This is a genomic window from Sorangium sp. So ce128, assembly GCF_051525245.1.
GTDB lineage: Bacteria > Myxococcota_A > Polyangia > Polyangiales > Polyangiaceae > Sorangium > Sorangium cellulosum_B.
Window position 1 is genome coordinate 6076405 of the sequence record NZ_CP150313.1, and the last position, 26302, is coordinate 6102706.

Below are 26302 nucleotides of genomic sequence, written 5' to 3' on the forward strand. Positions count from 1 at the left end.
CCGTGACGCGTCGGCGTCCGGCGGCTTGGCGGGACATGTGGGCTGTCATCGACGCCGGAGCGGTCGAGTCCGCGCACCTCTCCGACACGGCCCAACCACACGACCGGACTGAGCGCCTGGCTCCCGCCCGGCAGCACGCTTCCAGCCAGGTTCTCCCGCAGTCGTACCTCCCTCTCTATCGGACTATATTATGAAGGATGCCCGGCCAACGCGAGCCCCTGGCTGCGCCGTTCAGCCCGCCAGGGAGCCCGGCTCGGCCCCGCGCGGCGGTCCGATCCGCGGCAGCTCGACGATGAACGTCGCCCCGGCGCCGAGCGCGCTCTCGACGCGGATCGAGCCGCCGTGCGCCTCCGCGAGGCTGCGGCTGATGTACAGGCCGAGCCCCAGCCCGCCGTAGTGCCTGTTGGACACCGCGCGCTCGAACCGCTCGAAGATCTGCCCCTGGCGCGCCGGGTCGATCCCGATCCCGTGATCCCGGACCGAGAGCCGCGCAATGCCAGCCTCCTCGCCGACGGAGATCTCCACGGGCTTGCCCGCCCCGAACTTGATCGCGTTGGCGAGCAGGTTCGAGACGATCTGGTCCACGCGAGAACCATCCCAGAGGCCCACGATCCGGCCGTGCTCCTGCAAGGCGACCGAGCACCCAGCGCGCGCCAGATCCAGCTTGAACCGCGCGAGCACGTCGCGGACGACCTCCCCGAGGTCGACCTCCGCCACATCGAGCCTCAGCCGGGCCGCGTTGATCCGAGAGACGTCGAGCAGCTCGCCGTTCAGGCGGATCACGCGCGTCGCCTGCCGCAGCGCGCGGTCGACCTGCCGGCCCACGGCCTGTCGGTCCCAGGGCCGATCCGAGCGGACACCCCGATCCATGGACTCGAGCGTGAGAAGGAGCGACGTCATCGGCGTGTTGAGCTCGTGCGTCGCCACGGTGAGGAACTCGTCCCGCGCGCGGATGGCCTCCTGGGCAGCGCGGTAGAGCCGCGCATTGTCGATCGCTATCGCGGCCAGGCGCGCCACCTCCTGCACGAGCTCGATGTCGGCGTCCCCGTACCGGCGCGCCGACACCGACGAGCCGATGCTCAGCGCCCCGATCGGCTGTCCCCGCGCCACGAGCGGCACCGTGATGGCGCTGTAGGTCCCGAGCTCGCGGATGAGCCTCGCGTACCCGTCGTCCTCGCAATGTTCCCGGAGGACGGCTTCGGCGATCTCGGGGAGCAGGAGCGGCTCACCGCTCCGCAGGACCCTGGCCGCGGGGTGGGGCGAGTCCCGGCGAGAAGGATACCGCCGCTCCAGCTCCTCGAACAACGGCTCCTTCGCGGGGTCTCTATGTGCCCACGAAATTCGCCGGGGCTCTCCACCTTCCACGACTTCGATGACACACCAGTCGCATAGCGATCGCACCGAGAGCCGCGCGAGGCGAGAGAGCGTCTCCGCGTAATCGAGCGACCCGGCGAGGATCTCCCCCGCCTCGGCCAGGAAGGCCGCGCGCCGCCCCGCCGCCTCGGCCGCGGTCCGCGCGGCCTGCTCCTTGGAGAGCAGCCGCGCGTTCTCCAGAGAGATCGCCGCCTGCGTGGCGAGGAGCGACAGGGCGGTGAGCCGATCCTGCGTGAACGCGCCGGCGAGGAGGTTGTTCTCGAGGTAGAGCAGGCCCACCACCTCGCCCTGCCTCAGGATGGGCACGCAGAGGAGCGACTTGGGCCTAGCCTGCGTGAAGTACTCGTCGCCGGAGAACTTGCCCGCACCAGCGGCGGCGTCGCTCAAGATGACGCGCTCCTTCGTCCGCTGCACGTAGCGGACGAGCGACAAGGGGACGCGCCGCGAAAGCTCCTCCGCCTTCGGCAGGAGGATGGTCGTCGCCGCCGCTTTCTCTTCGACGGTGGCCTCCGCCTCGATGGAGAGGCGCTCGTTCTGGTACAGGAGGATGCAAGCCCTCTGCGCCCCGCCCTGCTCGAGGACGACCGTGAGCAGCGTGCGCAGCAGCTCGCCGACGACGATCTCGCTCGACAGGGTCTGCGATGCCTTGGTCACCGAGAGCAGGTCGAGCTGCTCGGACCGCGCCGCGAAGGTGGCGGTTGGAGCGAGCGGTCTCACGTCCCAGAGACCGGAATTTTGCTGGTCGATCTGCTCGACCTTGCCGTCCGCCCCCCAGCGAGCGTAGCAGGCGCGGGCCTCGCGGAGGTACGTGGCGGCAATCAGGTCGAACCCCCGCGCCCGGTAAAACCTCGATGCGATCTCGTAGGCCAGCGCCTCGTTGTGGACGAAGCCGCTCTTGCGCGCGGAGCGGATGGCCTGCTCGTACAGCTGCGCCGCCTTGTCCCATTCGCCGTCGACGCGCGCGATCTCGGCGCCGACCAGCACCGCACGGTCGCCGAAGCTCTCGGGGGAGCTCGAAGCCCAGACCTCGATCTGCTTGTGATGTGCGACGAGCTCCGTGAAATGCGGGGGCCGCTCGTCTGCAGGTGCTGCGTCGCAGCAGGCCGCACGCGCGAGCGCGCTGTAGAAATGGTACTCGGCGACATCGAGGAACGACGGCAACATCCAGAGAAGCCTCTGCGCTCTTGCTGCGGCCTCGATGGCAGAAGCGTAATCGCCTGCGTAAAAGTGCGCTTGGAGCTTCCGGATCCAATACCAGCACTTGGCGAACGAGAGGCGCGGATCGTCCTCAAGGCGCCGCTCGAATCGGCGCTCGTCGAAGTGGTCGTCGTTGAAGCAGCCCAGAGCCGGCGTCAGGCCCCTGAGCGTCCGGATGAGCCCTATCAGTCCGGTGATGCAGTCGACCATGAGGCCGAACTCCAGCTTCCGCGCGAATTCGAGCGCGCCCTCGGCCTCTCGCTGCACCTTGCCGAGCGGATCTCCAGCGGCGAGGAGGAGCGAGATCAAGCCGGCGAGGGTATAGGACGCATACGTAAGATCGCCGGTCTCCTGCGCCGCGTGAAAGGCGCGTCGCAAGGGCTCGAGGCTGGTGCGCACGTGCCGCGTCCAGGGGTTGATTGTGTGCCAGAAGGCCAAATCGACGCGGGCCTTGAAGCGGCGCATCGCTCGCTTCTCCACCAGATCGAGGCCGACCTTGCCGAAGCGAAACCCCGCGCGGTAGTCGCCGAAGCGCGCCCCGAGGATCGTCCCGACCCGGACGTAGGCGAGGCACGATCCGTCGCTGTTGCCATGCTCGAGGCTGAGGTTCGCCACGCGGGCGACCAGGAGGCAGTCCAGGTTCTCGTCGGTGAACAACGTCGACGCCTCGCCCGACGTGAGGACGTCGATGGTCGCGCGGCAGTCCGGATCGGTCATCGGGGGCAGATCGAAGAGCGCCTCGATCGGGCGCCTCCCTAGCGTTCGCCACATCCGCTCGTATTCCTGCCGGACCTCCTCGTCCGTCGGGTGCGGCGACCAGTCCACGCCGATGCGCCGCAGGTACTCGAGGCAAATCTCGATGGCGAGATCGCTTCGATCCAGGGTCGTGTAGAGATCCACGCGCGCGCACGTGACCGCGGCGACGTCGACGAGGTTTTCGGCGCGGCGCGAGAGCCTTGAGAGCCGCTCCTCCGCCGCCGCGCGCTCGCCGGTCAGAAACTCACATGAGGCCCGGTGGAGCTCGAGCGCGAAGATGAGCTCGTACCGAAGGGACCAGCTGTCGTCTTCCAGTTCCAGGAACGCCGCGCCGGCGGCGAGGTACTTCAGCGCTGAAGCGTAGGCCGTCGACACCTTGGCGCGCTTGCCGGCGATGAGATTGAGCTCAGCCGCCCGCTCTCGCTCCTCGCGCGACGTGATCAGCCCGGCCCCCCGGTCGAGCTGATTCACGATCTCGAAGATCTTCTCCTCGAGCTCCTCAGGCGGCGTCCACGACGCGAGCAGCCGGCCGATCTCGAGGTGCACCGCCGCCCGCTCGCCTTCAGGGATGAGCGAATAGGCCGCCTCCTGGACGCGGTCGTGGAGAAACTTGTATGTGTTTTCCACGCGGTAGACGAGCCCCTCATGAGCTGCGTCCCGGAAACCCGCGTGCACCTCTTCCTCCGACCCGCCGTGAACCATCGTCAGGAGGGCGACCTCCGCCGTGTTTCCCAGACAGGCGAGCTGCTTCAGCGCTTCCTGGGCGCGCCGAGGGAGCCGCACGAGCTTGCCGACCATCAGGTCGACCACATTGTCGGTGAAACCCTTCTCACGGATCTTCGCCACGTCCCACCGAAAGGCCTCGGCACGCTCGTCGAACTCGATGAGCCGCTCTTCGTGCAGCGCCGTGAGGAACTGGATCGCGAAGAAGGGATTGCCGGCCGTCTTCTCGTGGACGAGGTTCGAGAGCGGCGCGGCATCTTCGCGGGAGCGGTGGAGCGCGTCGCTGACGAGCGCGGCGAGGTCGTCTCGGGAAAGCGGGCCGAGCGCGATGTCCGAGATGCGCGCGTCCTCTTCCCGCGCCTTGTCGAGCGTTCGCATGAGCGGATGCGAGGGGGTCACCTCGTTGTCGCGGTACGCGCCGATGACGAGCAGATGGCGGGTCTCGGGGTGCGTCACCAGATCGTGAAGGAGGCCGAGGCTCGCCGAATCGGTCCACTGGAGGTCGTCGAGGAAGAGCGCGAGGGGGTGCTCCTTCCGGGCGAACACCCCGATGAAGTGCCGGAACACGACGCGGAACCGGTTCTGCTCCTCGGTCGGCGGAAGCTCCGGAACCGGCGGTTGCCGGCCGATGATGAGCTCGACCTGAGGGATGACCTCCACGATGAGCTGCCCGTTGCTCCCGAGCGCGCCGAGCACCCGCTGTCTCCAGGCCGCGATCCGGTCCTCATTCTCGGCGAGGATCTCGAGCACGAGCTCCCGTAAGGCCTGGACGAGCGTGGAGAAAGGGATATCGCGCTTGTACTGGTCGAACTTCCCCGAGAGAAAGAGGGCCCGCTCCCGGACGATCGGCTTGTGGAGCTCGTAGACCAGCGCCGACTTGCCGATGCCGGAATAGCCGGAGACCAAGACGAGCTCGGGGGCTCCCGTGTCCCTCACGCGCTCGAAGGCGCGCAGCAGCGCGGCTACCTCCTCCTCGCGGCCATAGAGCTTCTGAGGGATCTCGAAGCGATCGGAGACGTCGTGCTCGGCCAGGGGAAACGGCTCGATCCTGCCGGTGGCTCGCCACGCCGAAAGGCACCGCTCGAGGTCGTGCTTGAGGCCGCGCGCGGTCTGGTAACGATCCTCCGCCATCTTGGCCAGGAGCTTCAGGACGAGCGCCGAGACGACCTCGGGCAGCTCAGGGACCCGCGCGGAGGGCGGCGGCGGGACGCGGGCGACGTGGCAGTGCACCCACTCGAGCGGGTCCCGGGCCTCGAAGGGCAGCCGCCCTGTGAGCATCTCGTAGAACGTGACCCCGAGCGCATAGAGATCAGCGCGGCTGTCGATCCCCCGGTTCATCCGCCCCGTCTGCTCCGGAGCCAGGTACGGCAACGAGCCCTCGATGAGCCGGGGCGGCCCCGCCGGCGGCTGCTGGCGGGTGTGGCAGGACGCGAGGCCGAGACCGGCGAGCTTCACCTGGCCGGTGGCTGCATTGACGAGGATGTTCTGGGGCTTGAGATCCCTGTGGATGATGTCCCGCTGGTGGAGCTCCGCCACGGCGGCCACGATACGCACCGCAAGGTCGAGGAACCGCTCGGTTCTCATGGGCGCATCGAGGAGGTGGTCGAGCGACTCGCCGCCGAAGTCCTCCATGACGAGCGCCGGCAATCCCTCGTACGTCTCGAGGGCGAGCGGCGCCACGATGGCCTCGTGGCTCAGCTTCATGCCCATCGCGTACTCATGCTTCAGGCGCTCGATGTCCTCCGGGCGGCTGCGCCTCGGGTCGAGGACCTTCAAGATCACCGGGCGGCCATCGGTGCTCCGGATCGCGCGGAACAGGCTGGTCTTCTGGCCCTCGTGGAGGATCGCGGTGATCGCATAGGAGGAGGCCGGGCTCACCTCCATGGGGAGCATCCCCCTGGGGAGCACACGCCACGGAGCGCTGGCGCCCGGCAGCTCCGTGGGACATGAGAGCTGTCGACGCCCGAACGGTCGAGTCCGCGCGCCTCGCCGGAGCGACACGGCCACACGACCGACGCGAGCGCACGGCTTCCGCCGGACACCTCATCTCGCGTCACGGCCTCCCACAGTCGCGCCACCCCGGGATCCCCCTTCGGTCGATGGATACCACGGGGGAGAATCCATCGCTCGCTCCCCCGACGACGCGCCCATCACCGCCCGGCGAGGCGCGTCCCGCCCCGCACGCGCATGGCGAACGCGAGTCCGCAGGGTCGCCTCGCTGCGATGCGCGGATCGCCTCCCGCTCGGCCAATCGAGGGCGGTCACCGCGAGCGCCGTCGATGCGCGCACGGACCTCTTCGCCTCCTCTGCGAACGTCCTCGCCATCCAGCGCGCGCCGCGCCGCTCAGCCCGGCAGGGCGCGCGGCTCGGCTGTGCGCGGCGGCCCGGCCCGCGGCAGCTCGACGACGAACGTCGCCCCGGCGCCGAGCGCGCTCTCGACGCGGATCGAGCCGCCGTGCGCCTCCGCGAGGCTGCGGCTGATGTACAGGCCGAGCCCCAGCCCGCCGTAGTGCCTGTTGGACACCGCGCGCTCGAACCGCTCGAAGATCTGCCCCTGGCGCGCCGGGTCGATCCCGATCCCGTGATCCCGGACCGAGAGCCGCGCCGTCCCCGCCTCCTCGCCGACGGAGATCTCCACGGGCTTGCCCGCCCCGAACTTGATCGCGTTGGCGAGAAGGTTCGAGACGATCTGGTCCACGCGAGAACCATCCCAGAGGCCCACGATCCGGCCGTGCTCCTGCAAGGCGACCGAGCACCCGGCGCGCGCCAGATCCAGCTTGAACCGCGCGAGCACGTCGCGGACGACCTCCCCGAGGTCGACCTCCGCGACATCGAGCTTCAACCGAGCCGCGTTGATCCGCGAGACGTCCAGCAGCTCGCTGTTCAGGCGGATCACGCGCGTCGCCTGCCGCAGCGCGCGGTCGACCTGCCGGCCCACGGCCTGTCGGTCCCAGGGCCGATCCGAGCGGACGCCCCGATCCATGGCCTCGAGCGTGAGCAGGAGCGACGTCATCGGCGTGTTGAGCTCGTGCGTCGCGACCGTCAGGAACTCGTCGCGCATCCGCACCGCCTCGTTCGCAGCGCTGTAGAGCCGCGAATTGTCGATCGCTGTCGCGGCCAGGCGCGCCACCTCCTGGACGAAATCGAGGTCGGCGTCGCCGTAGCGGCGCCCCGGCGCGGACGAGACGACGCTCAGCACCCCGATCGGCTGTCCGCGCGCCATGAGCGGCACGATGATGGCGCTGCGCGTCCCGATCTCGCGGAGGAGCCTCTCGTGACCGCCGTCCTCGCAGTGCTGTCGGAGGAACTCTTCGGAGATCTCGGGGAGAAGGAGCGGCTCGCCGGTCCGGAGGACCCTGAGCGCCGGGCGACGCGATTCCCAGCGAGTGGGATACCGCCGCTCCAGCTCCTCGATCAACGGCTCCTTCGCCGGGTCCCTGTGCGCCCATGACAGCCGCCGGATCCCTCCACCTTCCACGATGTCGATCATGCACCAGTCGCAGAGCGTCAACACCGACAGCCGCACGACGCGCGACAGCGTCTCTCCGTAATCGAGAGAGGCAGAGAGGATCTCCCCTGCCTCGGCCAGGAAGGCCGCGCGCCGCTCCGCCGACTCGGCCGAGGTCCGCGCGGCCCGCTCCTGGGAGAGGAGCCGCGCGTTCTCCAGGGAGATCGCCGCCTGCGAAGCGAGGAGCGAGAGCGCGGTGAGCCGGTCCGACGTGAAGGCGCCGGCAAGGAGGTTGTTCTCGAGATAAAGCAAGCCCGCGACCCCGGCCTGCCTCAGGATGGGCACGCACAGGACCGATCTGGACCGATACCGCGTGAAGTAGTCGTCTCCGGAGAACTTGCCCGCATCCGCGGCCGCGTCGTGCAGGATGACGCGCTCCTTCGTCCGCTGCACATAATGGACGAGCGAGCCGGGGACTCGCTGCCACGAAGAGTCGTCCAGCGAGGGCGCGAGGAGGATCGTCGCCGCGCCTCTCCCTTCGAGGGTCGCCTCCGCCTCCATGGTGAGGCGCTCGTCCTGACACACGAAGAGGCAAGCCCGCTGCGCGCCGCCCTGCTCGAGGACGACCGTGAGCAGCGTCCGCAGGAGCTGGTTGAGGACGATCTCGCTCGAGATGGTCTGCGACGCCTTGATCACCGACAGCAGCTCGAGCTCGTCGGAGCGCGCCGCGAACGACGCGCTCGGGGCGAGCGGCCTCCGGTCCGAGAGCCGCGGGTTCTGCTGGTCGATCTGCCTGACCTTCCCGTCCGCGCCCCAGCGAGCGTAACAGGCGCGGGCCTCGCGGAGATAGGTGTCCGCGATCAGATCGAACCCTCGTGTCCGGTAGAACCTCGACGCGATCTCGTACGCCAGCGCCTCGATGTGGACGAAGCCGCTCTCGCGCGCGGAGCGGATCGCCTGCTCGTACAGCTGCGCCGCCTCGTCCCATTCGCCGCCGATGCGCGCGATCTCGGCGTCGACCAGCGCGGCGCGGGCGCCGAAGTTTTCGGGGCAGTTCTCGGCCCCGACCTCGAGTTGCTCGCGGTGGGCGGCGAGCTCCACGAGGTGCGGGGGCCGCTCATCGGCAGGCGCCGCGTCGTGGCAGGCCGCCCGCGCGAGCGCACCAAAGAAATGGTACTCGGCGACCACGGGATACGACCGCGATGTCCAGAGGAACCGCTGCGCTCTCGCTGCGGCCTCGATGGCAGAAGCGTGATCGCCCGCAAAGAGGCGCGCTTTTAGCTTGCCTATCCAATACCAGCACGTCGCCACCGCGCGGCGCCTGTCGCCCTCGAGGTGCCGCTCGAACCGCCCCTCGTCCAGATGGTCATCGTCGGAGGCGAGCGCCGGCATCGAGCCCCGGAGCGTCCGGATGAACATCAGCTGTCCGGTGATGAGGTCGACGATGAGACCGAACTTCGCCTTCCGCGCGAATTCGAGCGAGCTCTCGGCTTCTCGATTCACTTCGCCGAGCGGAGCTCCCCCGGCGAGCAGGAGCGAGAGCAAGCCGTTGAGGACATAGGAAGCAAAGATGAGATCGCCGGTCTCCTGCGCCACGTGGAAGGCGCGCCGCAGCGGATCGACGCTGGTGCGCATGTGCCTGATCCAGGGGTTGATGATGAACCAGAAGACCAGGGCGATGCGGGCCTTGAAGCGGAGCGGCCCGCGCTTCTCGGCCAGCTCCAGGCCGAGCTTGCCGAAGCGGAACCCCGCGCGGTAGTCGCCGAAGTACATACCAAGGGCCATCCCGACCCAGACGTAGGCCATGCATGCTCCGTCGCTGTTGCCATGCTCGAGGCTGAGGTTCGCCATGCGACCGATCATGAGGCAGAACAGATTCTCGTCCGTGAGAGACGCCGGCGGCTCGCTCGAGATGAGAACGTCGATGAGCGTGCGGCAGTCCGGATCCGTCATCGGTGGCAAGTCGACGAGCGCCTCGATCGGGCGCCTCCCGAGCGTTCGCCACATCCGCTCGTACTCCTGCCGGACCTCCTCGTCCGTCGGGTGCGGCGACCACGCGATGCCGACGCGCCGCAGGGACTCGAGGCAGATCTCGATGGCGAGCTCGCTTCGATCCAGCATCGTGTAGAGCTCGACGCGGACACACGTGACGGCGGCGATGTCGACGAAGCTGCTGGCGCGGCGCGCGAGCTCCGAGAGCCGCTCCTCTGCCGCGCTGAGCTCGCCGGTCAGGAACTCGCACTCGGCCCGGTGCAGCTCGAGCGCGAAGGCGAGATCGTACCGCCGCTCCCAGCGGTCTTCCTCCAGGAACGCCGAGCCTAACGCGAGGTAGGTGAGCGCCGAGGCGAACGCCACCGACCCCCTGGCACGCTTGCCCGCGATGAGGTTGAGCTCAGCCGCCCGCTCGCGCTCCTCCCGCGCCGTGATCAGCGCGGCTCCCCGGTTGAGCTGGTTGACGATCTCGAAGATCTTCTCCTCGAGCTCCTCCGGCGCCGTGCGCTTCGCGAGCAGCCTGCCTATCTCGAGGTGCGCCGCCGCGCGCTCGCTTTCGGGGATCAGAGAATAGGCCGCTTCCTGGACCCGGTCGTGAAGGAACTTGTACGCACCGTCCAGGCGGAAGACGAGCCCCTCGCGCGCTGCGTCCCGGAGATCCGCGTGCATGTCCTCCTCCGAGCCGCCCTGGACCATCGCCAGGAGGGCGACTTCCGCGCTGTTTCCCAGGCAGGCGAGCTGCTTCAGCGCACTCTGGGTGCTCGGAGGGAGCCGCGCGAGCTTGCCGACCATCAGGTCGACCACGTTGTCGGTGAAGCCCTTCTCGCGGATCTTCGTGACGTCCCACCTCCAGGCCTCCGCGTAGACGTCGAACTCGATCAGGCGCTCCTCGTGGAGCGCCATGAGAAACTGGATCGCAAAGAAGGGATTGCCGGCCGTCTTCTCGTGGACGAGATCCGAGAGCGGCGCGGCGTCCTCGCGGCGGCAGTGGAGCGTGTCGCTGACGAGCGCGGCGAGGTGCTCGCGGGAGAGCGGGCCGAGCACGATGTCCGAGACGCGCGCGCCTTCCTTCCGCGCCTGGTCGAGCGCCAACAGGAGCGGGTGCGAGGGGCTCACCTCATTGTCTCGGTACGCGCCAATGACGAGGAGATGGCGCGTCTCCGGGTGCGTCACCAGCTCACAGAGCAGGCCCAGGCTCGCCGAGTCGGCCCACTGGAGATCGTCGACGAAGAGCGCGAGGGGGTGCTCTTTCCGGGCGAACACCCCGATGAAGTGCCGGAACACGACCCGAAACCGGTGCTGCGCCTCGATCGGCGGAAGCTCGGGGACAGGCGGTTGCCGGCCGATGATGAGCTCGACGTGGGGAATCACGTCCGCGATGAGCTGCCCGTTGACCCCGAGCGCGCCGAGCAACCGCTGCCGGAATGCCGCGATCCGGTCCTCGCTCTCCGCGAGGATCTCGAGCACGAGCTCCCGGAACGCCTGCACGAGCGTGGAATAGGGGATGTCGCGCTTGTACTGGTCGAACTTCCCCGAAAGAAACAGGGCTCGTTCCCGGACGATCGGCCTGTAGAGCTCGTGGACCAGCGCCGACTTGCCGATGCCGGAATAGCCGGAGACCAGGACGAGCTCGGGAGAGCCCGTGGCCACCACGCGGTCGAACGCGCAGAGCAGCGCAGCCACCTCGTCCTCGCGGCCATAGAGCTTCTGAGGGATCTGGAGGCGGCCGGAGACGTCGCGCTCGGCCAGGGGAAACGGCTCGATCCTGCCGGTGGCCCGGACCTGCGAGAGGCACCGCTCCAGGTCGTGCTTGAGGCCGCGGGCGGTCTGGTAGCGATCCTCGGGCATCTTGGCCAGGAGCTTCAGGACCAGCGCCGAGAGCACCTCGGGCAGCTCGGGCACCAGCGCCGAGGGCGCCGGCGGGAGGCGCGCGACGTGGCAATGCACCCACTCCAGCGGATCCTGCGCCTCGAACGGCAGCCGCCCGGTGAGCATCTCGTAGAACGTCACGCCGAGCGCATAGAGATCGGCGCGGCCGTCGATCCCCCGGTTCATTCGCCCCGTCTGCTCCGGAGACAGGTACGGCAACGACCCCTCGATGAGCCGCGGAGGCCCTGCCGGCGGCTGCTCGCGGGAGAAGCGGGACGCGAGGCCGAAGTCGGCGAGCTTCACCTGCCCGGTGGCCGTGTTGACGAGGATGTTCTGCGGCTTGAGATCCTTGTGGAGGATGTCCCGCTCATGGATCACCGCCACGCAGGCCGCGATGCGGACCGCGAGCTCGAGGAACCTCTCGGCATCCATGGGCGCGCCGATGATGTGGTCGAGCGACGCGCCGCCGAAGTCCTCCAGGACGAGCGCCGGCAGCCCCTCGTGCGTCTCGAGGGCGAGCGGCGCCACGATGGCGTCGTGGTCGAGCAGCTTGCCAATCGCGTATTCGTTCTTCAGCCGCTCGATGTCCTGCGGGCGGCTGCGCCTCGGGTCGAGGACCTTCAAGACCACCGGGCGGCCATCGGCGCTCCGGACCGCGCGCAGCAGGCTGACCCGCTGGCCCTCGTGAAGCGTCTCGGTGACCAGGTAAGAGGGAGCGCTCACGTCCATGGGGAACCCCATGCGGAAGACGCGCCACGAAGCGCTGGAGTCTGGCTGTCCGGCAGGACATGGGAGCAGCCGTCGACTCGGACGCGGTCGAGTCCGCGCGCCTCGCCGAGACGACCCAACCCTACCGCCGGCGTGAGCCCGTGGCGCCCGCCGGGCGCCGCGTTCCCGGTCATCGTCCCCGACGGTCGCGCCACCCCACGCCCCTCTGTCGATAGCCTACCACGGGGGAGGCCCGTCAATTCCGGGGCACGCCTCTCGGTGAGCGGCCGCCAGCCTCGTGCTCGTTCGGCGCCGTCGCGGAGGAGCGCCCGCGCCATGTGCCGCACGGGCGCTCTCATCTGGAAAGAAGGCCTCTACGCGCCGGGCTCGTCGACGTCGTCGTCTTCGTGCTCCTCGAGGTAGCGTTCGGGCGCGAGCTCCCACCGCTCCGGCGAGCGCCAGAGCTGCGACAGGAGCAGCTCGCGCATCAGCAGGATCTCCTTGGGCAGCCGGTCGTAGAGCCGCTCGAAGAGCTCCCCGTGCGAGCCGAACTCGACCTTCCACGCCTCGCGGTCGACCGCCATCAGCTGGTAGAACTGCTCCTTCGAGAAGCGGTCCATGCCCCGCCACTCGATGTCTTCGTAGCGCGGCATCCAGCCGAGCGGGCTCTCCTCCGCGAAGCCGCGGCCGTGCACGCGGTCGACGATCCACTTGAGGACGCGCATGTTCTCCCCGAAGCCCGGCCAGAGGAAGTTGCCCTGGTCGTCCTTGCGGAACCAGTTCACCGAGAAGATGCGGGGCGGATTGACGATCTGGCGCCCCATCTGCAGCCAGTGATTGAAGTAATCGCCCATGTGGTAGCCGCAGAAGGGCAGCATCGCCATCGGGTCGCGGCGCACCTGGCCGATGTTGCCGGCGGCCGCCGCCGTCATCTCCGAGCCGATCGTCGCGGCCGTGTAGACGCCGAAGCTCCAGTTGAACGACTGGACCACGAGGGGCACCGTCGTCGCGCGCCGCCCGCCGAAGACGATCGCGCTGATGGGCACCCCGTTCGGGTCGTCCCAGCGCGGATCGATCGATGGACACTGCGACGCAGGCGTCGTGAAGCGCGCGTTCGGGTGGGCCGCCTTGCGGCCGCAGTCCGGGGTCCAGTGCTTCCCCTGCCAGTCGATGAGCTCCGGCGGCGGCTCGTCGGTCATCCCTTCCCACCAGACGTCGCCGTCGGGCGTGAGCCCCACGTTGGTGAAGATCGTCCCCTTCCGGATGGTCGCCATCGCGTTCGCGTTCGACTTGTCCGACGTCCCCGGGGCCACGCCGAAATAGCCCGCCTCGGGGTTGATCGCATAGAGCTGCCCGTCCCGCCCGGGCTTCATCCAGGCGATGTCGTCGCCCACCGTCGTGATCTTCCAGCCCGCGAACGCCTTCGGCGGGATGAGCATGGCGAAGTTCGTCTTGCCGCACGCGCTCGGGAAGGCCGCGGCCACGTACGTCTTCTCGCCCTTCGGCGACTCGACCCCCAGGATCAGCATGTGCTCCGCGAGCCACCCCTGCTCCCTGCCGAGGACCGAGGCGATGCGCAGCGCGAAGCACTTCTTGCCGAGCAGCGCATTGCCGCCATAGCCGCTCCCGTAGGACCAGATCAGCCGCTCTCCCGGGAAGTGGACGATGTACTTGTGCTCGGCGTTGCACGGCCACGGCACGTCGGCCTGTCCCGGGGCGAGGGGCATGCCGACCGAGTGCAGGCAGGGGACGAAATCGCCGTCTCCGAGCGCCTCGAGCACCTTGCGCCCCATGCGCGTCATGATGCGCATGCTCGCGGCGACGTACGGCGAGTCGCTGAGCTCCACGCCGATGTGCGAGTAAGGCGAGCCGATCGGGCCCATGCTGAACGGGATGACGTAGAGCGTGCGGCCCCGCATCGACCCGGCGAAGAGCCGGCGCAGCGTGGCCTTCATCTCCTGCGGCTCGGCCCAGTTGTTGGTGGGGCCGGCGTCCTGCTTTCGCCGGCTACAGATGAACGTGCGGTCTTCGACCCGCGCGACGTCGCTCGGGTCCGAGCGCGCGAGGTAGCTGTCCGGGCGCTTCTCCGGGTTCAGACGGATGAGCGTGCCCGCCTTGACCATCTGGTCGCACAGCGCGTCGTACTCCTCCTTCGAGCCGTCGCACACGTGCACGTTGTCCGGCTGGCACAACGCGACGACCTCGGCGATCCATTGCCTGAGCTTCTCGTTCGCGATCTTCGCCCGCAGGCCGGGGATCGACACCGGCGGCGGCGGCTCCGAGTGGAACGAGCTCTGGCTGTTCTGGCTGGCTGCTACGGACACTTGCGTACCCTCCTGGCTCTCTGGGTCGAACGCGCTCTGCAAAGCGCAGGCCCTGCCCGCCCTCGACGCCAATTCTGGCCGAAATGCGGCCGGAAGGCTGCCCTGATTCTTCCTGAGCCCGATCGCTACAGCAGGGCTGCGGGCACCAGGTGCGCCCGGGGGGCGAGCCCTGCGCCGCGCGCTGGGTCGTCGATCCGCCCGAAACCCGCCCGGAGGTTGGTCCCGAGGGCTGCCTCGCGGGCAACCGCGCCGCCCGCCGATGCCCCCGGTACCTGCGCGCGGTGCTCACCATGGCCACGCCACGTACAGCGGTTCCCGCGCGAACGCCTCCCGGGCGCGACGCCCCTTCTCCGAGAGGAACAGCATCATCCTGAGCTCCTTGTATTCGGCGTGGCGCTCCGGCGTGCCGATGCGCGTGATCGCGCCGGGCGGCGCTTCCCAGCCGCATCCGGCGTAGAAGCGCTCGAGGTTGGGATTGCAGAACAGCGCGGCGACATCGGCGTCGCTGTCCTGGAGGAAGCGCGTCGCCATCTCCACGACCTGCCTCCCGTGGCCTTCGCCCCGGTAGGGCGGGAATGTGAAGACGTTGCCCAGGCCATAGACGACGTGGTCCTCCCCCGCGTGCGGCAGCGAGAGGCGCATCACCGAAGCGTAGCTGAGCAGCACCTCCTCCTCGCTGATCGTGAAGTGGACCGTGCCCATGTCGGGCGGATACGTGTGCTTGAGCAGCCGGAGTGGACCGGTGAATATCGACGGCCACGCCACCCGCATGAACGACACGGCCTGCCACCGGAAGGAGTCGGGGAGCTCGTCTCGATGGTAAATATGCTTTTCCTGCATGGGTCTCTGGGCCCTGCTCGCTCCACCGCGCTCCGGCGAGCGCGGTCCGTCCACGCGCTTCGTCCATGCGTCCCATGGACGAGGCGCGCTGTACCTCGGGCGCATTCGTGAATAGGTGAAGGAGCTGAAGGAGCTCCGAGATATATCTCGGTGGCGGCGCGCCGTCACGCTGGACGCTGCCCGCGAACGCCGTCGCGCGGCCGCGGCTCCCGCTTGGCTGCGCCCGCGCTTTCCGACGGAGCGACGTGCGACGTGCAGCGTACAAGACGCCGGCGGCCTGCCGTGGCTCCGCCCGCGGGGACGTTGACAAGGGTAACCGGCTTTGCTCCTATACCCAGTCCGCTCGGAGCATCGCGCGCCCCTGAGGACGGCCGGTAACATGGTGGGCACGGGTCAAGACACCTCGGACGCGGAGCCGACCCAGGCGGCGATCATGGGCAAGTACCGCCTGATCGCGAAGCTCGGCCGGGGCGGGATGGGCGACGTGTTCCTGGCGATCGCGCGCGGGCCGGGGTCATTCAACAAGCTCGTCGTTGTCAAGCGCCATCGCGGCGTGGGCGGAGCGGGCGGAGACGGCGAGAAGGTCGTCGCCATGTTCCTGGACGAGGCGAAGCTGTCCGCCCGCCTCAACCATCCCAACATCGTCCAGACCTACGAGGTCGATCACGACGACGCCGGCTACTTCACCGTGATGGAGTACCTGGAGGGCCAGCCGCTCAGCGCGATCATGAGGGCGGTGGCCGAGGGGGTGCCGGGCGGGGCGGGCTTCACGCGCGGCGTCTGGGTCAGGATCGTGGCCGACCTCTTGAGCGGCCTCCACTACGCGCACGAGCTCCGCGATTACGACGGCGCGCCGCTCGGCATCGTCCACCGCGACGTCTCCCCGCACAACATCTTCGTCACGTACGACGGCGCGGTGAAGCTGCTCGATTTCGGCATCGCCAAGGCGTCCATCAACACCGACCTCACCGAGACCGGGAAGCTGAAGGGCAAGACGTCGTACATGGCGCCGGAGCAGGCCGTCGGCAGCGGGTCGACCGATCGGCGGGCCGACATCTTCGTCGCGGGGATCGTGCTCTGGGAGCTCCTCACGCGGGAGCGGCTCTTCGGGGGCGACGCCGTGAGCGCGCTCTGGAAGCTGGCGGCCGTGGACGAGATCCCGCGGCCCTCGCTCCTCCGGCCGGACGTCCCCCCGGCCCTCGACGCCATCGTCGCGCGGGCGCTCGACCGCGATCCGGCGAAGCGGTTCGCGACCGCGCAGGAGATGCGCGCGGCGCTCGAGGACTACCTGCGCGCGGCGGGCGAGGACGTCGGGTCCGACGAGATCGGCGCGAGCATGCTGGGGGTGTTCGCGGAGCGCCGGGCGAGCATGCAGCGGCAGGTCCAGGCGTACCTCGAGCAGAGCGCGCAGGGCGTGGACCGCCCGAGCGTGCCCGTCGAGCCCCGCCTCTCTCGCGTGAGCCATTTCGAGGGCGCAGAAGGGAGGCGCATTCAGCCCGTGATCGCCCTCGACGAGGAGCGCGGGCAGAGGACCTCGGGGACGCCGGGCCCCGGGCGCTCCGCCTCGGACTCGACGAGCCTGAAGTCGAACCTCCGCACGGCCGCCGGGCCTCAGCAGCGCAGCTACTGGATCGGGGCGCTCGGCGCGGCCGTGCTGGTCGCGGCGGCGGCGTTCTCGACGCGCCGCCATGGTGGGCAGGCGCCCGCTGCCGGCTCCGCCGCGGCCGTTCTCGTCGAGCCGGACGCCGGCGCTCGCTGCACCGGGGTGCTCCGCGTCCGGATCACGACGGGCGACACGGGGACGGCCACCGACATCTCGCCGCCCTACAACTACGGGGTCTACGACTACCTGCGTCACCTCAACGACAGTCAGGGAGGGCTCCGGGGCTGTCCCATCGACGTCGACATGAAGGACGCGCAGTACGACCCCGCCAAGACGGAGGAGGTCATCGAGGCGTGGCGGCGGCAGCCCGGGTGGAGCGAGGTCTCCACGCTGTTCGTGTTCGGCACCGGGCCGACGACCCGTGTGGCCCCGAGGCTCACGGAGGAGAAGAAGCTCATCATTCCCGGCTCGTACGCCGGCTCGCTCGCCACGCCGGTGCCGATCTCGGCGGACGTGTCCCATGCCGAGTTCAACGCCCTGGGCCAGAGCGCCTCCGCGACAGAGCACAAGACGAGCCCTGGATATCCCTACATCTTCTTTCCGGCCACGGACTACTCGACAGCGATCCGCATCGGCATCAAGGCCGCCTGGAAGATCGCGCCCGGGCGCATCGCGATGGTGCACGACACGATAGACAAGTGTCTTTACTGCGTCGATCCGCTCGCCGCGGGCAAAGCGTACGTGGAGGAGCTGCCCGGGATGCTGCTCGGCGAGGATCTGATCGTCCCGCAGACGTCGTCCCTCGAGGATGAGGGGCGCATCGTCGACGCGGTGATCGGCTATGTGAAGCGGGAGATCGAGAAGAAGCGAGCGGACCCGTCGTATGTGCCGACGAGCTGGTTCTGGGCCGGCAACAGCGTCCTCTCCTCGTCCTTCGTCGGGAAGGGCGCGGCCGCGGCGCAGAAGCTCATCCAGCAGGCGTTCCCGGGGCCGGAGAAGAACCGCTGGCAGCTGCGCGTGATGGCGAACAACTGGGGCATCGGCGAGAGGACCTTGGCGATCTGCGGGGCCGGCTGCGCGGGGATCTTCTATGGGCTGTTCCCGGTGCCCGTCTACGGCGACACCCAGCACTCGAGCGGGATGGCGGAGATGCTGCGGATCCACAGGGCCTACCGGGAGAAGGACGGCCACCCGCTGGAGCTGTACCAGGACCAGCCGTACGTCCAGGGCCACGCCGCGGCGCTCATGTGGCGCGAGGCCGTCGAGCGGGCCGTCGACGCCGGCCGCACGCACCCGACCGGAGAGGACCTGAAGGCCGCGCTCGAGGGCTTCCAGAACGTGGTGCTCGACGGGATGACGGCGGGGCCGATCTCGTTCAGCGCGACCGACCATCGGCCGCAGGCCAACGAGTCGGTGTACACGATCGGGGCCGCGGACGGGGGTGGGGTCGGGTTTCGGTTCGTCGATCACTGCTCGATCGAGCTCGACGCGAAGTGGCTCGGGTACTGAGGGGAGCCGGCGCCGGCTTGCCGGGGAATTCCCTCACGCTGCCGGGCCGGAATGATGGAGCCGCCAAGACACCATAAGACACCACGATTCTTCTCTGTTTCTTGGCGTCTTATGGTGTCTTGGCGGTTCCTCTCTTTCCGCGACGAGCCTTCCGCGACAGGGCTAAGTGGGCCCGGAGATCCGCCAGAACCCGATCCTCGCGGCCCCCGCCAGATCCGGCCCAACCGGCCCCTTCCCCCAGAAATGATCATCGTAGTTGGGCACCGTCCACCCCTGCCCGTACGCCCCCATCACCGCGTAGATCACCTCGTCGTCCGGCTGGACCTCGATCGCCGTCGTCACCCACGCCTGCCGCACCGGCGCCGGACTCGCGTCGTCGAGCAGGTAGCGCGCGAACATCGATCCCTCGGTCGTGTCGTCGAACGACTCCGTCGCATAGCCGAGCAAGAGGTGCAGCCCATCGAACGCGCCCGCCCACCGGTAGCGCCACGCGCCACCGTCGTCCTGGAGCGGGCCGCAGGCGGCCACCACCATCCACTCCAGGTTGGCATTCCCCCAGCGGGCGTCGCTGAAATGGAGGACCCGGTCGTTCATCGCGCTGCAGAACATGAACCCGACGCCGTTCGCGTGCCCCGTGTAGAACGTGAGATCCACCGAATCCGCGAACGAAGCGTCCTGGCCGCCCAGGGCCGGATCCTTGAAATCGACCTCCCACGCGCGCTGGTCGCCCCAGTTGAAGCGAGACTCGATTCCCCCCTCCCGGAAGCTCTTCAGCAGCCCATCGACGTTCGCCGCCGAGTGATCCAGGCCGCCGCAGAGCCCGACCCACTCGGCGCCGACCACCGCGCGCCCATCGTCGACCGGCGGCGGGAGCGGCGGGCGCGCCGCGCCGAGCCCCGCCGACGCGCGGACGAACGAGAGCCGCTGCGCCGCCGTCGCGACAAGACCGTCGGCGTCCGTGACATAGAGCGAGAGCGTCTCCGTCTCCCCGCGAAGGCCAGAGACGCCAGACACCTTCACCCGCGCGCCGCCTTCGCGCCCTTCGCGCCCTTCGTCGACCAAGTCGAGCCCGTCGAGCGAGCGCGCCGACGATACCCACCTGTACGTGTATGGAGCAGTACCTCCGGTGACGCTCGCCTCCGCGAGCGCGATCGCGCCGTCCACACGCACCGAGATCTCGGCCCTCGGAGCGTCTATGACGGCCGGCACGATCCTCTTGCGGACGTCCACCACCTCCCCGCCGACCGTCCGCCGTGCGCCGCACACATAATGGGGCAGGATCCGCCGTACCTCGCGGGAGAGCGGCGGCGCGTAATAAACGAGCTCCGGCTCGGCCGCGATCACCGCGCCGCCGCCCAGCGCGCCGGCGCACAGCGCGGGGGCCTCGGAGGCGGGGACGATCGCGACGTCCTCCCCGCGCTCGAGCTCGCGCCGCGCGTAGATCAGGTGGGTCACGGCGCCCTCGCCGTCGAACGTCACCCGGACCTTGGCCCCGGGGCCGATCAGCCGGATCCCCTCGAGCTCGTCGCGAAAGCTCACCTGCGTGTCGAGCTCGGCCCGCGCCACGGTTCGCCCCTCCGCGTCGACCGCCTCGAGCAGCGAGTGGCCGACGGCGATGTCGCTCCCGGCCGGCAGGCCCGCGGCGTCCAGCGCGGCCCACGCCCGCGCCGCCGCGTCCGGCTCCGGCAGGACGCGCAGCGCCGCGAGCGCCTCGAAATCCAGGGCGTCATCGCCCGCCGACGTGGCGAAGCCGCGCTCGTCGCGGAACCCAGGCGCGGGCGGCGCGTCGGCCTTCCTCGTGGGCAAGCGCTGGAATCGCGCGCTGTCGAGGTAGCGAATCGCGCCGTCGGCCACGAGCGCGGCGGCGCCTCCGCGCGCGGGATCCTCCGCGAACCCGAGCGCGCCGGCGAGCGCCGATGCCCGCGCGACGTCGGCGCCGCCGCCGATCACGCGGTATGCGGGCAGGAATCGCGTCTCCCTGCCAGGCGACCCCGCGGCAGGCGACGCCGCGCGGAACACGCCGCGATCGGGGCTCTCCGGGAGATCCTCGCGGGCGTCGCGGCCGCTGCACCCGGCGACGCCGAGGGTCACGAGGAGAAAGACGCCCAGCACCCCATCCGGTGATCTCTTCATCAAAGTCCCCCTTTCCCTGCGGCCACGGCGAGGCTCGGCGCGCAACTCCGCACGAGCGATCTCGCAGGGAGCCTCCGCGCGGCGCTCGCGGCCCCGCGACGCGAGCACCACGCATTGCACGACCCAAGCCACCTCGGCCGCGCCGCTCCGCGGCGCGACTCCCCGCGCTCTCGGCCGAGATTGACCGCCTCGCGTCCGGCTCCTAGGCTGCCGCGCATTCCATGACAGCGCACACGAAGGACGGAGAGAGCGCGCCCGGCGCCGGCGATCGGACGCTCGAAGGGACAGCGGATCCCGGCGCGCGCCTGTTCCTCGACTTTCTCTCCTCGATCCGCCCCCGCGTCGACGCCGCGCTCGATCAGCGCTGGCGCGACAAGGCGGCCTCCGTGCAGCGCTACGGCCGCGAGGTCGAGGCCATGGTCTCCGAGGCGAGGAGCCTCACCCTGCGCGGCGGCAAGCGGTTCCGCGCGGGGCTGCTCGTCGCCGCCTACCAGGGCGTCGCGCCGGACGCGCCGCTCGGCCCCGCGATCGACGCCGGCGTCGCGCTCGAGCTGCTCCAGACGTACCTGCTCATCCAGGACGACTGGATCGACGGCGACACCGTCCGGCGCGGAGACCGCACCGTCCACGTCGCGCTGACCGAGACGCTCGGCGATCCGCACCTCGGGGCGTCATCCGCGATCCTCGCGGGCGACCTCACCTGGAGCTTCGCGCTGAGCACGCTCGCGGGCGCGGACGCGCCGCCGGCGACGACGCTCGCGGCCGTCCGGCTGTTCTGCAAGATGCACGAGGACGTCGTGATCGGGCAGCACCTTGACGTCGTCGGCCGGGCCGAGGACGTCGAGCAGATGCACGCGCTCAAGACCGGCAGCTACACGGTGCGCGGCCCGCTCGCGCTCGGCGCCACGCTGGCCGGCGCGCCGGCCGAGACCGTGGCGGCGCTCGAGCGGTTCGCGGCGCCCGTGGGCGTCGCCTTCCAGCTGCGCGACGACCTCCTCGGCACCTTCGGGAGCGCCGCCGCGACCGGCAAGCCGGTCGGCAACGACCTGCGCGCCGGCAAGCGCACCGCCGTGCTGGCCGCGGCCGAGGGGCGCCTCGACGCCGCCGGCCGGAGCGCCGTCGAGCGCGCGCTCGGCCGCAAGGACGCGAGCGACGACGCCGTGGCGGCCGCGACGCTCGCGCTCGAGGCGTGCGGCGCGCGGCGCGCGGTCGAGGAGCGGCTCTCCGCCCTGTGCGGCGAGGCCGAGGTCCTCGCGCGCTCGCTGCCCGTGAGCGCGTCGGCGCGGCAGATCCTGTGCGGGGCCGCGGGCGCGCTCCGGTGGACCGGCGCATGACCGAGGCGCTCGGCGAGGCGTCCGGCAAGGTCATCCTGCTCGGCGAGCACGCCGTCGTGTACGGGGCGCCCGCGCTCGCCGCCGGCATCGAGCGCGGCGCCCGCGCGCGGGCAACCCGCTGCTCCGGCGCGAGCGCTCTCCGGCTGGGCGGGCGCGAGCTGCGCGCGGCGCCGGCCGAGGAGGACGTCGCGCGGGCGTTCGCGGCGCTCCTCGGGGCGCTGCCCGACGTCGGCCCGGTGCGCGTCGAGGCCGAGAGCGATCTGCCGCCCGGCGGCGGCCTGGGCAGCTCGGCGGCGCTCGGGGTCGCGATCGCCCGGTCGGTGGCCGCGCTCGCACGCACGCCCGCGTCCGAAAGCGCAACCGCCGTGCACACCGCGGCCGACGCCGCCGCCGTGACCGACGCCGCCGCCGCCTGGGAGCGCGTGTTCCACGGCAACCCGTCGGGCATCGACACGACGGCCGCGGCCCGCGGCGGCTGCTTCCGCTTCACCCGGGCGCACGGCGCCACCTCCGTCGCCCCGCGCGACGACCTGTGGCTCTGCGTGGGCTCGACCGGGGTGTCGTCGTCCACGCGCAGCATGGTCGAGCTCGTGGCGAGGCTCTTCGAGCGCAAGCCCACGCTGGCCGCGACGTCCATCGCGGGCATCACCGCGCTCGTCGAGAACGCGGCCCTCGCGATCGAGGCGGGCGACGCGGTCGCGCTCGGCCGGCTGATGGACCTGAACCAGATGCTCCTCGCCGGCATGTTCGTCTCGACCGAGGCGATCGAGGCCCTGTGCAAGCTCGCGCGCGAGGCCGGCGCGCTCGGCGCCAAGCTCACCGGCGCCGGCGGCGGCGGCTCGGTCATCGCGCTGCTCCCGCCGCCTCCACCGGGCGACGGCGGGGCGGAGGTGTCGAATGGCGCCGCGGACCGCGTGCTCGCCGCCTGGCGCGACGCGGGGTACAGCGGCTTCGTCACCCGGGTGAAGGCGGGCGTGACGAGGATGGAGTCACAGGAGCAAGCATGAGCGTCGTGAGCCGGGCGACCGCGATCGCCCATCCGAACATCGCCCTCGCGAAGTACTGGGGCAAGCGGGCCGATGGCCACAACCTGCCTGCCGTCCCGAGCCTCTCGGTGACGCTCGCCGGGATGGCGACGACGACCGAGGTCGCCTTCGACGCGTCGCTCGACCGCGACGAGCTCCACCTCGGCGGCGCGGCCTTGCCGCCGGACGCGGAGCCGACGCGCCGGGTCGCAGGGCTCCTCGACCGGGTCCGCGCCGCCTCGGGGCGGCGCGAGCGCGCCCGCGTGGTCAGCCGGAACGACTTCCCCACCGCGGCGGGCCTCGCCTCGAGCGCGTCGGCGTTCGCCGCGCTCGCGCTCGCCGCGAGCGCCGCCGCGGGCCTGCCCACCGCGCCCGCGCTGGTGAGCGATCTCGCGAGGAAGACCTCGGTCTCGGCCGCGCGGTCGGCGTTCGGCGGCTTCGTCGAGCTCCGCGCCGGCCGCCCCGGGGACGAGGCGCTCGCCGCGACGCCGCTCGCGCCCGAGGACCACTGGCCGCTCGCGGTCGTGATCGCGGTGACGCGCGAGGGCCCGAAGGACGTGGGCTCCAGCGACGGCATGCGGCACACCGCGATGACGAGCCCGTACTTCCCCGCGTGGGTGGACGCGGCGCCGTCGCTCTTCGACGCGGTCCGCGCCGCGGTCCTCGCGCGCGACCTCGCCGCGCTCGGCGCCGCGGCCGAGGCGAGCGCCCTGTGCATGCACGCCTCGAGCATCGCCGCCTCGCCGGGCCTGCTCTACTGGACCGGCGCCACCGTCGAGGTGATCGCCGCGGTGCGGAGGCTCCGCGCCCAGGGGACGCCGGCGTTCTTCACCATCGACGCCGGCCCGCACGTGAAGGTCTTCACGACGCCCGAGGCGCAGGCCGCCGTGGGCGCGGCGCTGCTCGCCGTGCCCGGCGTCCTCCGCACCATCACGGCGATCCCCGGCGGCGGAGCCCGCCTCGCGCCCTCGTCCGGGGGCGCGTGATCGTCCGGGCGCCTGGCAAGCTGGTCCTCTCGGGCGCCTACGCCGTGCTCGAGGGCGCGCCCGCGCTGGTGGCCGCCGTCGATCGGTACGTCCTCGCCGACCCGGCGCGGCCCGCCGCGCTCGTCACCGAGGAGGTCCAGGCCGCGATCGACGCGGGCGCGCTCGACGTGGCGGCGTGGTTCGACGCGTCCGCGCTCCGCTCGGCGGAGCCGGAGCCGCCTCTGGCCTCGCCGGGCGCGCCGCCCCGCGAGGCGAGCCGCAAGCTGGGCCTCGGATCGAGCGCCGCTATCCTCGTCGCGACGCTCGCCGCGCGCGCCGCGGCGGCCTCGGAAGCGCGGGTGGCGCCGGCCGGCCAGCGCGCGCCCGCGTGGGACCCCCGCGCGCTCTTCCTCGACGCGCTCGCGGCGCACCGGCGCGCGCAGGGCGGCGGCAGCGGCGTGGACGTCGCGGCGAGCGTCTACGGCGGCGTGCTCTGCTGCCGGCTCGGGCCGGGCGGCGAGCTCGACGTGGCGCCGCACGCCCTGCCGGGCGGCCTCGTGATCGAGGTCTTCGCCAGCGACGCCTCGGCGCGCACGAGCGCCATGCTCGAGCGCGTGCGCGCGCTCGCCGCCCGCGAGCCGGAGGCGCACCGCGCGCTGCTCGGCGCGGCCGCCGAGGGGGCGCGCGCCGCGGCCTTGGCCGCGGACGCCCGCGCGCTCGTGGCCGCGCTGGATCGGCAGGTCGACGCGCTCGCCGAGCTCGGCGACCGTTCGGGCGCGCCGATCGTCACCCCCGCGCTCAGGCGCCTCCGCCCCGCCGCGGCCGCCGAGGGAGCAGCGATCGCGCCGAGCGGCGCGGGCGGAGGTGACGTCTCCCTCTTCGTCGGCGGCGCGCCGCCCTCGACGGCATGGCTTGCCGCGGCGCGTGAAGCCGGCCTCGAGCGCGTGCCGATGTCGCTCGGCGCCCCCGGCGTCCACGTGCTGGACGCAGCCCGTCCGCTCCCCGCCTGAGCGCGTCCCCTCGCCGATCGTGCGCCGCGCGGTGCCGGAGCGCTTGGCACGGAGCCCGCTCTGCTCGCTCCCGGATCGACCGCGGCGCTGCGCTCGGGCGACGCACCGCGGTCCTTCATGAGGCCTTCGGGACGCGAACAGCAGGGAAAGCATGGACTTCGTGGAGCCGGCGATGCTGCAGCGCCGCCGTGAAAGCTTGAGTTTTCATGGTGATACCGCCTGGACGGCCGATGAGCGCGGTGGGCGCCCGGTCCTCCAAGGCGGGCTCCGCGGGCACGAGGCTGCCGGCGCGGGCTCGGCGGGCGTGACCTGCGTTCACAGCGCGCTGAGACGCATCGGCGCGGGGGCGCGCGCAGGCGCGCCGGACCGCCGACCGTCGGTCGCGGTCCGGCCGCGGGGGGTGGTGAACGGGGTGAGGTGGCACGAGGACCACAGGACCAGGTGAGGAGGGGGGCTCCATGACGACGTGCGATCGAGAGCTTTGCCGATTGGAGGATGTGCTTGGCGCCAGCATGGCCGAGTCGAGGGCCATGCTGGCAGCGTTCGGCGTCCAGGTCGCACCGCTGCGGAGGCGCACCGCGAGCACGTACCTGGGGCGGGTGCTGGTCCACCCGTACAACCTGCTCGTCGTGGGGAGCGCGCTCCTCCTGAGCTTCATCGGCTGGAGCCCGCTGCTCCTGCTGCTCGGGCTCGGGGCGGAGCTCGTGATCCTGTGCGTCGTCCCCTGGCGCGGCTTCTTCCGGCGCAGCATCGACGCGCAGCTCGACGAGGTGGATCGGGCGGCCTGGTCGAGGGCGCGCGAGTCGTTGATCCGGCAGATGGACATCCGGCACCAGCAGGAGCTCGCACGCCTCGACCGGCTGATCGATCGCACCCGCGAGAACATCCGGCGCCGCGGCGGATCGATCCCGCCCCTGCTCGACGAGGGCTTCGGCCTGAGCCGCCTCATCATGAGCTACATCCGCCTCGCGATCGCGCACAAGGCCGGCCAGGAGTCGCTCGCGATGACCAACCACGGCGAGCTCATGGACACGATCCGGTCGCTCGAGGCGGTCCGGAGCACGTCCGCGGGGCGGACCCGCGGGCTGTCCGAGCGGCGCCTCTCGATCGCCTACCGGCGCGCCGAGTGCTGGAGCCAGACCCGCGACGGGCTGGAGGTCGTGTCGCAGAAGCTCGCCACCATCCTGGAGCTCATCCAGCTCATGCACGAGCAGTCGATGACGCCCGTGGATTCGCCCGCGACGTGCGTGGAGATCGACCGGTTCATGCGCGAGCTCGACGATCTCGACAACGGCGAGAGCACGCAGCGCGAGCTCGCGGAGCTCGACATGGACATGGACAGGGCGTTCGAGCTCGAGGAGCTCGAGACCGAGCACATCCAGCACAGCCGCCCCCCGATGCGCCTCGTGGCGCGTTGATCCCGCGCGTGACGCCTGGATCCCGCCGTCGCGCCCCGTGGCGCGCTGAGGACGTGCTCGCCGTTGCGGATCCC

11 protein-coding genes are annotated in these 26302 nt (G+C 71.0%); 6 read left to right on the top strand and 5 right to left on the bottom strand.

Annotated features, from left to right (window positions below):
• Positions 1-231 precede the first annotated feature (231 nt).
• From WME82_RS23015 to WME82_RS23030, 4 genes are all read right to left on the bottom strand, one after another.
• Positions 232-5934 carry a sensor histidine kinase gene (locus tag WME82_RS23015; RefSeq protein ID WP_438044556.1) on the bottom strand — a complete coding sequence of 1901 codons (5703 nt, stop codon included), beginning with the start codon at positions 5932-5934 and terminating at the stop codon, positions 232-234.
• A 460-nt stretch (positions 5935-6394) separates the two neighbouring features.
• The gene (locus WME82_RS23020) at positions 6395-12088 is read right to left on the bottom strand and encodes a sensor histidine kinase (RefSeq protein ID WP_438044557.1); all 5694 of its coding nucleotides are present in this window, start codon (positions 12086-12088) and stop codon (positions 6395-6397) included.
• Positions 12089-12441: 353 nt separating this feature from the next.
• Positions 12442-14331, bottom strand: a complete 1890-nt coding sequence (locus WME82_RS23025; RefSeq protein ID WP_437748015.1) for a phosphoenolpyruvate carboxykinase (GTP) — start codon at positions 14329-14331, stop codon at positions 12442-12444.
• 345 nt (positions 14332-14676) lie between these two features.
• Positions 14677-15231 (bottom strand): hypothetical protein, encoded by a 555-nt coding sequence (locus tag WME82_RS23030; RefSeq protein ID WP_438044558.1) that lies wholly within the window; start codon positions 15229-15231, stop codon positions 14677-14679.
• 379 nt (positions 15232-15610) lie between these two features.
• Between WME82_RS23030 and WME82_RS23035 the strand changes: the two genes are divergently transcribed.
• A complete protein-coding gene (locus WME82_RS23035) occupies positions 15611-18343 on the top strand; it encodes a protein kinase domain-containing protein (RefSeq protein WP_438044559.1) in 2733 nt (910 codons plus the stop codon).
• Positions 18344-18505: 162 nt separating this feature from the next.
• On the opposite strand, the gene WME82_RS23040 is transcribed toward WME82_RS23035, so the two are convergent.
• The gene (locus WME82_RS23040) at positions 18506-20476 is read right to left on the bottom strand and encodes a DUF6345 domain-containing protein (RefSeq protein ID WP_438044560.1); all 1971 of its coding nucleotides are present in this window, start codon (positions 20474-20476) and stop codon (positions 18506-18508) included.
• 221 nt (positions 20477-20697) lie between these two features.
• On the opposite strand from WME82_RS23040, the gene WME82_RS23045 reads away from it, so the two are divergent.
• From WME82_RS23045 to WME82_RS23065, 5 genes are all read left to right on the top strand, one after another.
• Complete coding sequence (locus tag WME82_RS23045) at positions 20698-21810, top strand: polyprenyl synthetase family protein (RefSeq protein WP_438044561.1); 1113 nt, start codon at positions 20698-20700, stop codon at positions 21808-21810.
• Positions 21807-22817, top strand: coding sequence for a mevalonate kinase (mvk, locus tag WME82_RS23050; RefSeq protein ID WP_438044562.1), 1011 nt, complete (start codon positions 21807-21809; stop codon positions 22815-22817). Before WME82_RS23045 ends, mvk begins: the two co-directional genes overlap by 4 nt.
• Entirely contained in the window at positions 22814-23821 is a 1008-nt protein-coding gene (gene mvaD / locus WME82_RS23055) for a diphosphomevalonate decarboxylase (protein WP_437873546.1), read from the top strand. The genes mvk and mvaD overlap by 4 nt, the downstream gene beginning before the upstream one ends.
• Positions 23818-24810 (top strand): hypothetical protein, encoded by a 993-nt coding sequence (locus tag WME82_RS23060; protein WP_438044563.1) that lies wholly within the window; start codon positions 23818-23820, stop codon positions 24808-24810. Before mvaD ends, WME82_RS23060 begins: the two co-directional genes overlap by 4 nt.
• A 512-nt stretch (positions 24811-25322) precedes the next feature.
• Positions 25323-26228, top strand: coding sequence for a hypothetical protein (locus WME82_RS23065; protein WP_438044564.1), 906 nt, complete (start codon positions 25323-25325; stop codon positions 26226-26228).
• Positions 26229-26302 lie beyond the last annotated feature (74 nt).

What these genes read in the sequence shown, in the direction of transcription:
- WME82_RS23015 (WP_438044556.1), bottom strand. Translation starts at nt 5,934, where the DNA reads ATGGAGGTGAGCCCGGCCTCCTCCTATGCGATCACCGCGATCCTCCAC.
- WME82_RS23020 (WP_438044557.1), bottom strand. Translation starts at nt 12,088, where the DNA reads ATGGACGTGAGCGCTCCCTCTTACCTGGTCACCGAGACGCTTCACGAG.
- WME82_RS23030 (WP_438044558.1), bottom strand. Translation starts at nt 15,231, where the DNA reads ATGCAGGAAAAGCATATTTACCATCGAGACGAGCTCCCCGACTCCTTC.
- WME82_RS23035 (WP_438044559.1), top strand. Translation starts at nt 15,611, where the DNA reads ATGGTGGGCACGGGTCAAGACACCTCGGACGCGGAGCCGACCCAGGCG.
- WME82_RS23040 (WP_438044560.1), bottom strand. Translation starts at nt 20,476, where the DNA reads ATGAAGAGATCACCGGATGGGGTGCTGGGCGTCTTTCTCCTCGTGACC.
- WME82_RS23045 (WP_438044561.1), top strand. Translation starts at nt 20,698, where the DNA reads ATGACAGCGCACACGAAGGACGGAGAGAGCGCGCCCGGCGCCGGCGAT.
- mvk (WP_438044562.1), top strand. Translation starts at nt 21,807, where the DNA reads ATGACCGAGGCGCTCGGCGAGGCGTCCGGCAAGGTCATCCTGCTCGGC.
- mvaD (WP_437873546.1), top strand. Translation starts at nt 22,814, where the DNA reads ATGAGCGTCGTGAGCCGGGCGACCGCGATCGCCCATCCGAACATCGCC.
- WME82_RS23065 (WP_438044564.1), top strand. Translation starts at nt 25,323, where the DNA reads ATGGCCGAGTCGAGGGCCATGCTGGCAGCGTTCGGCGTCCAGGTCGCA.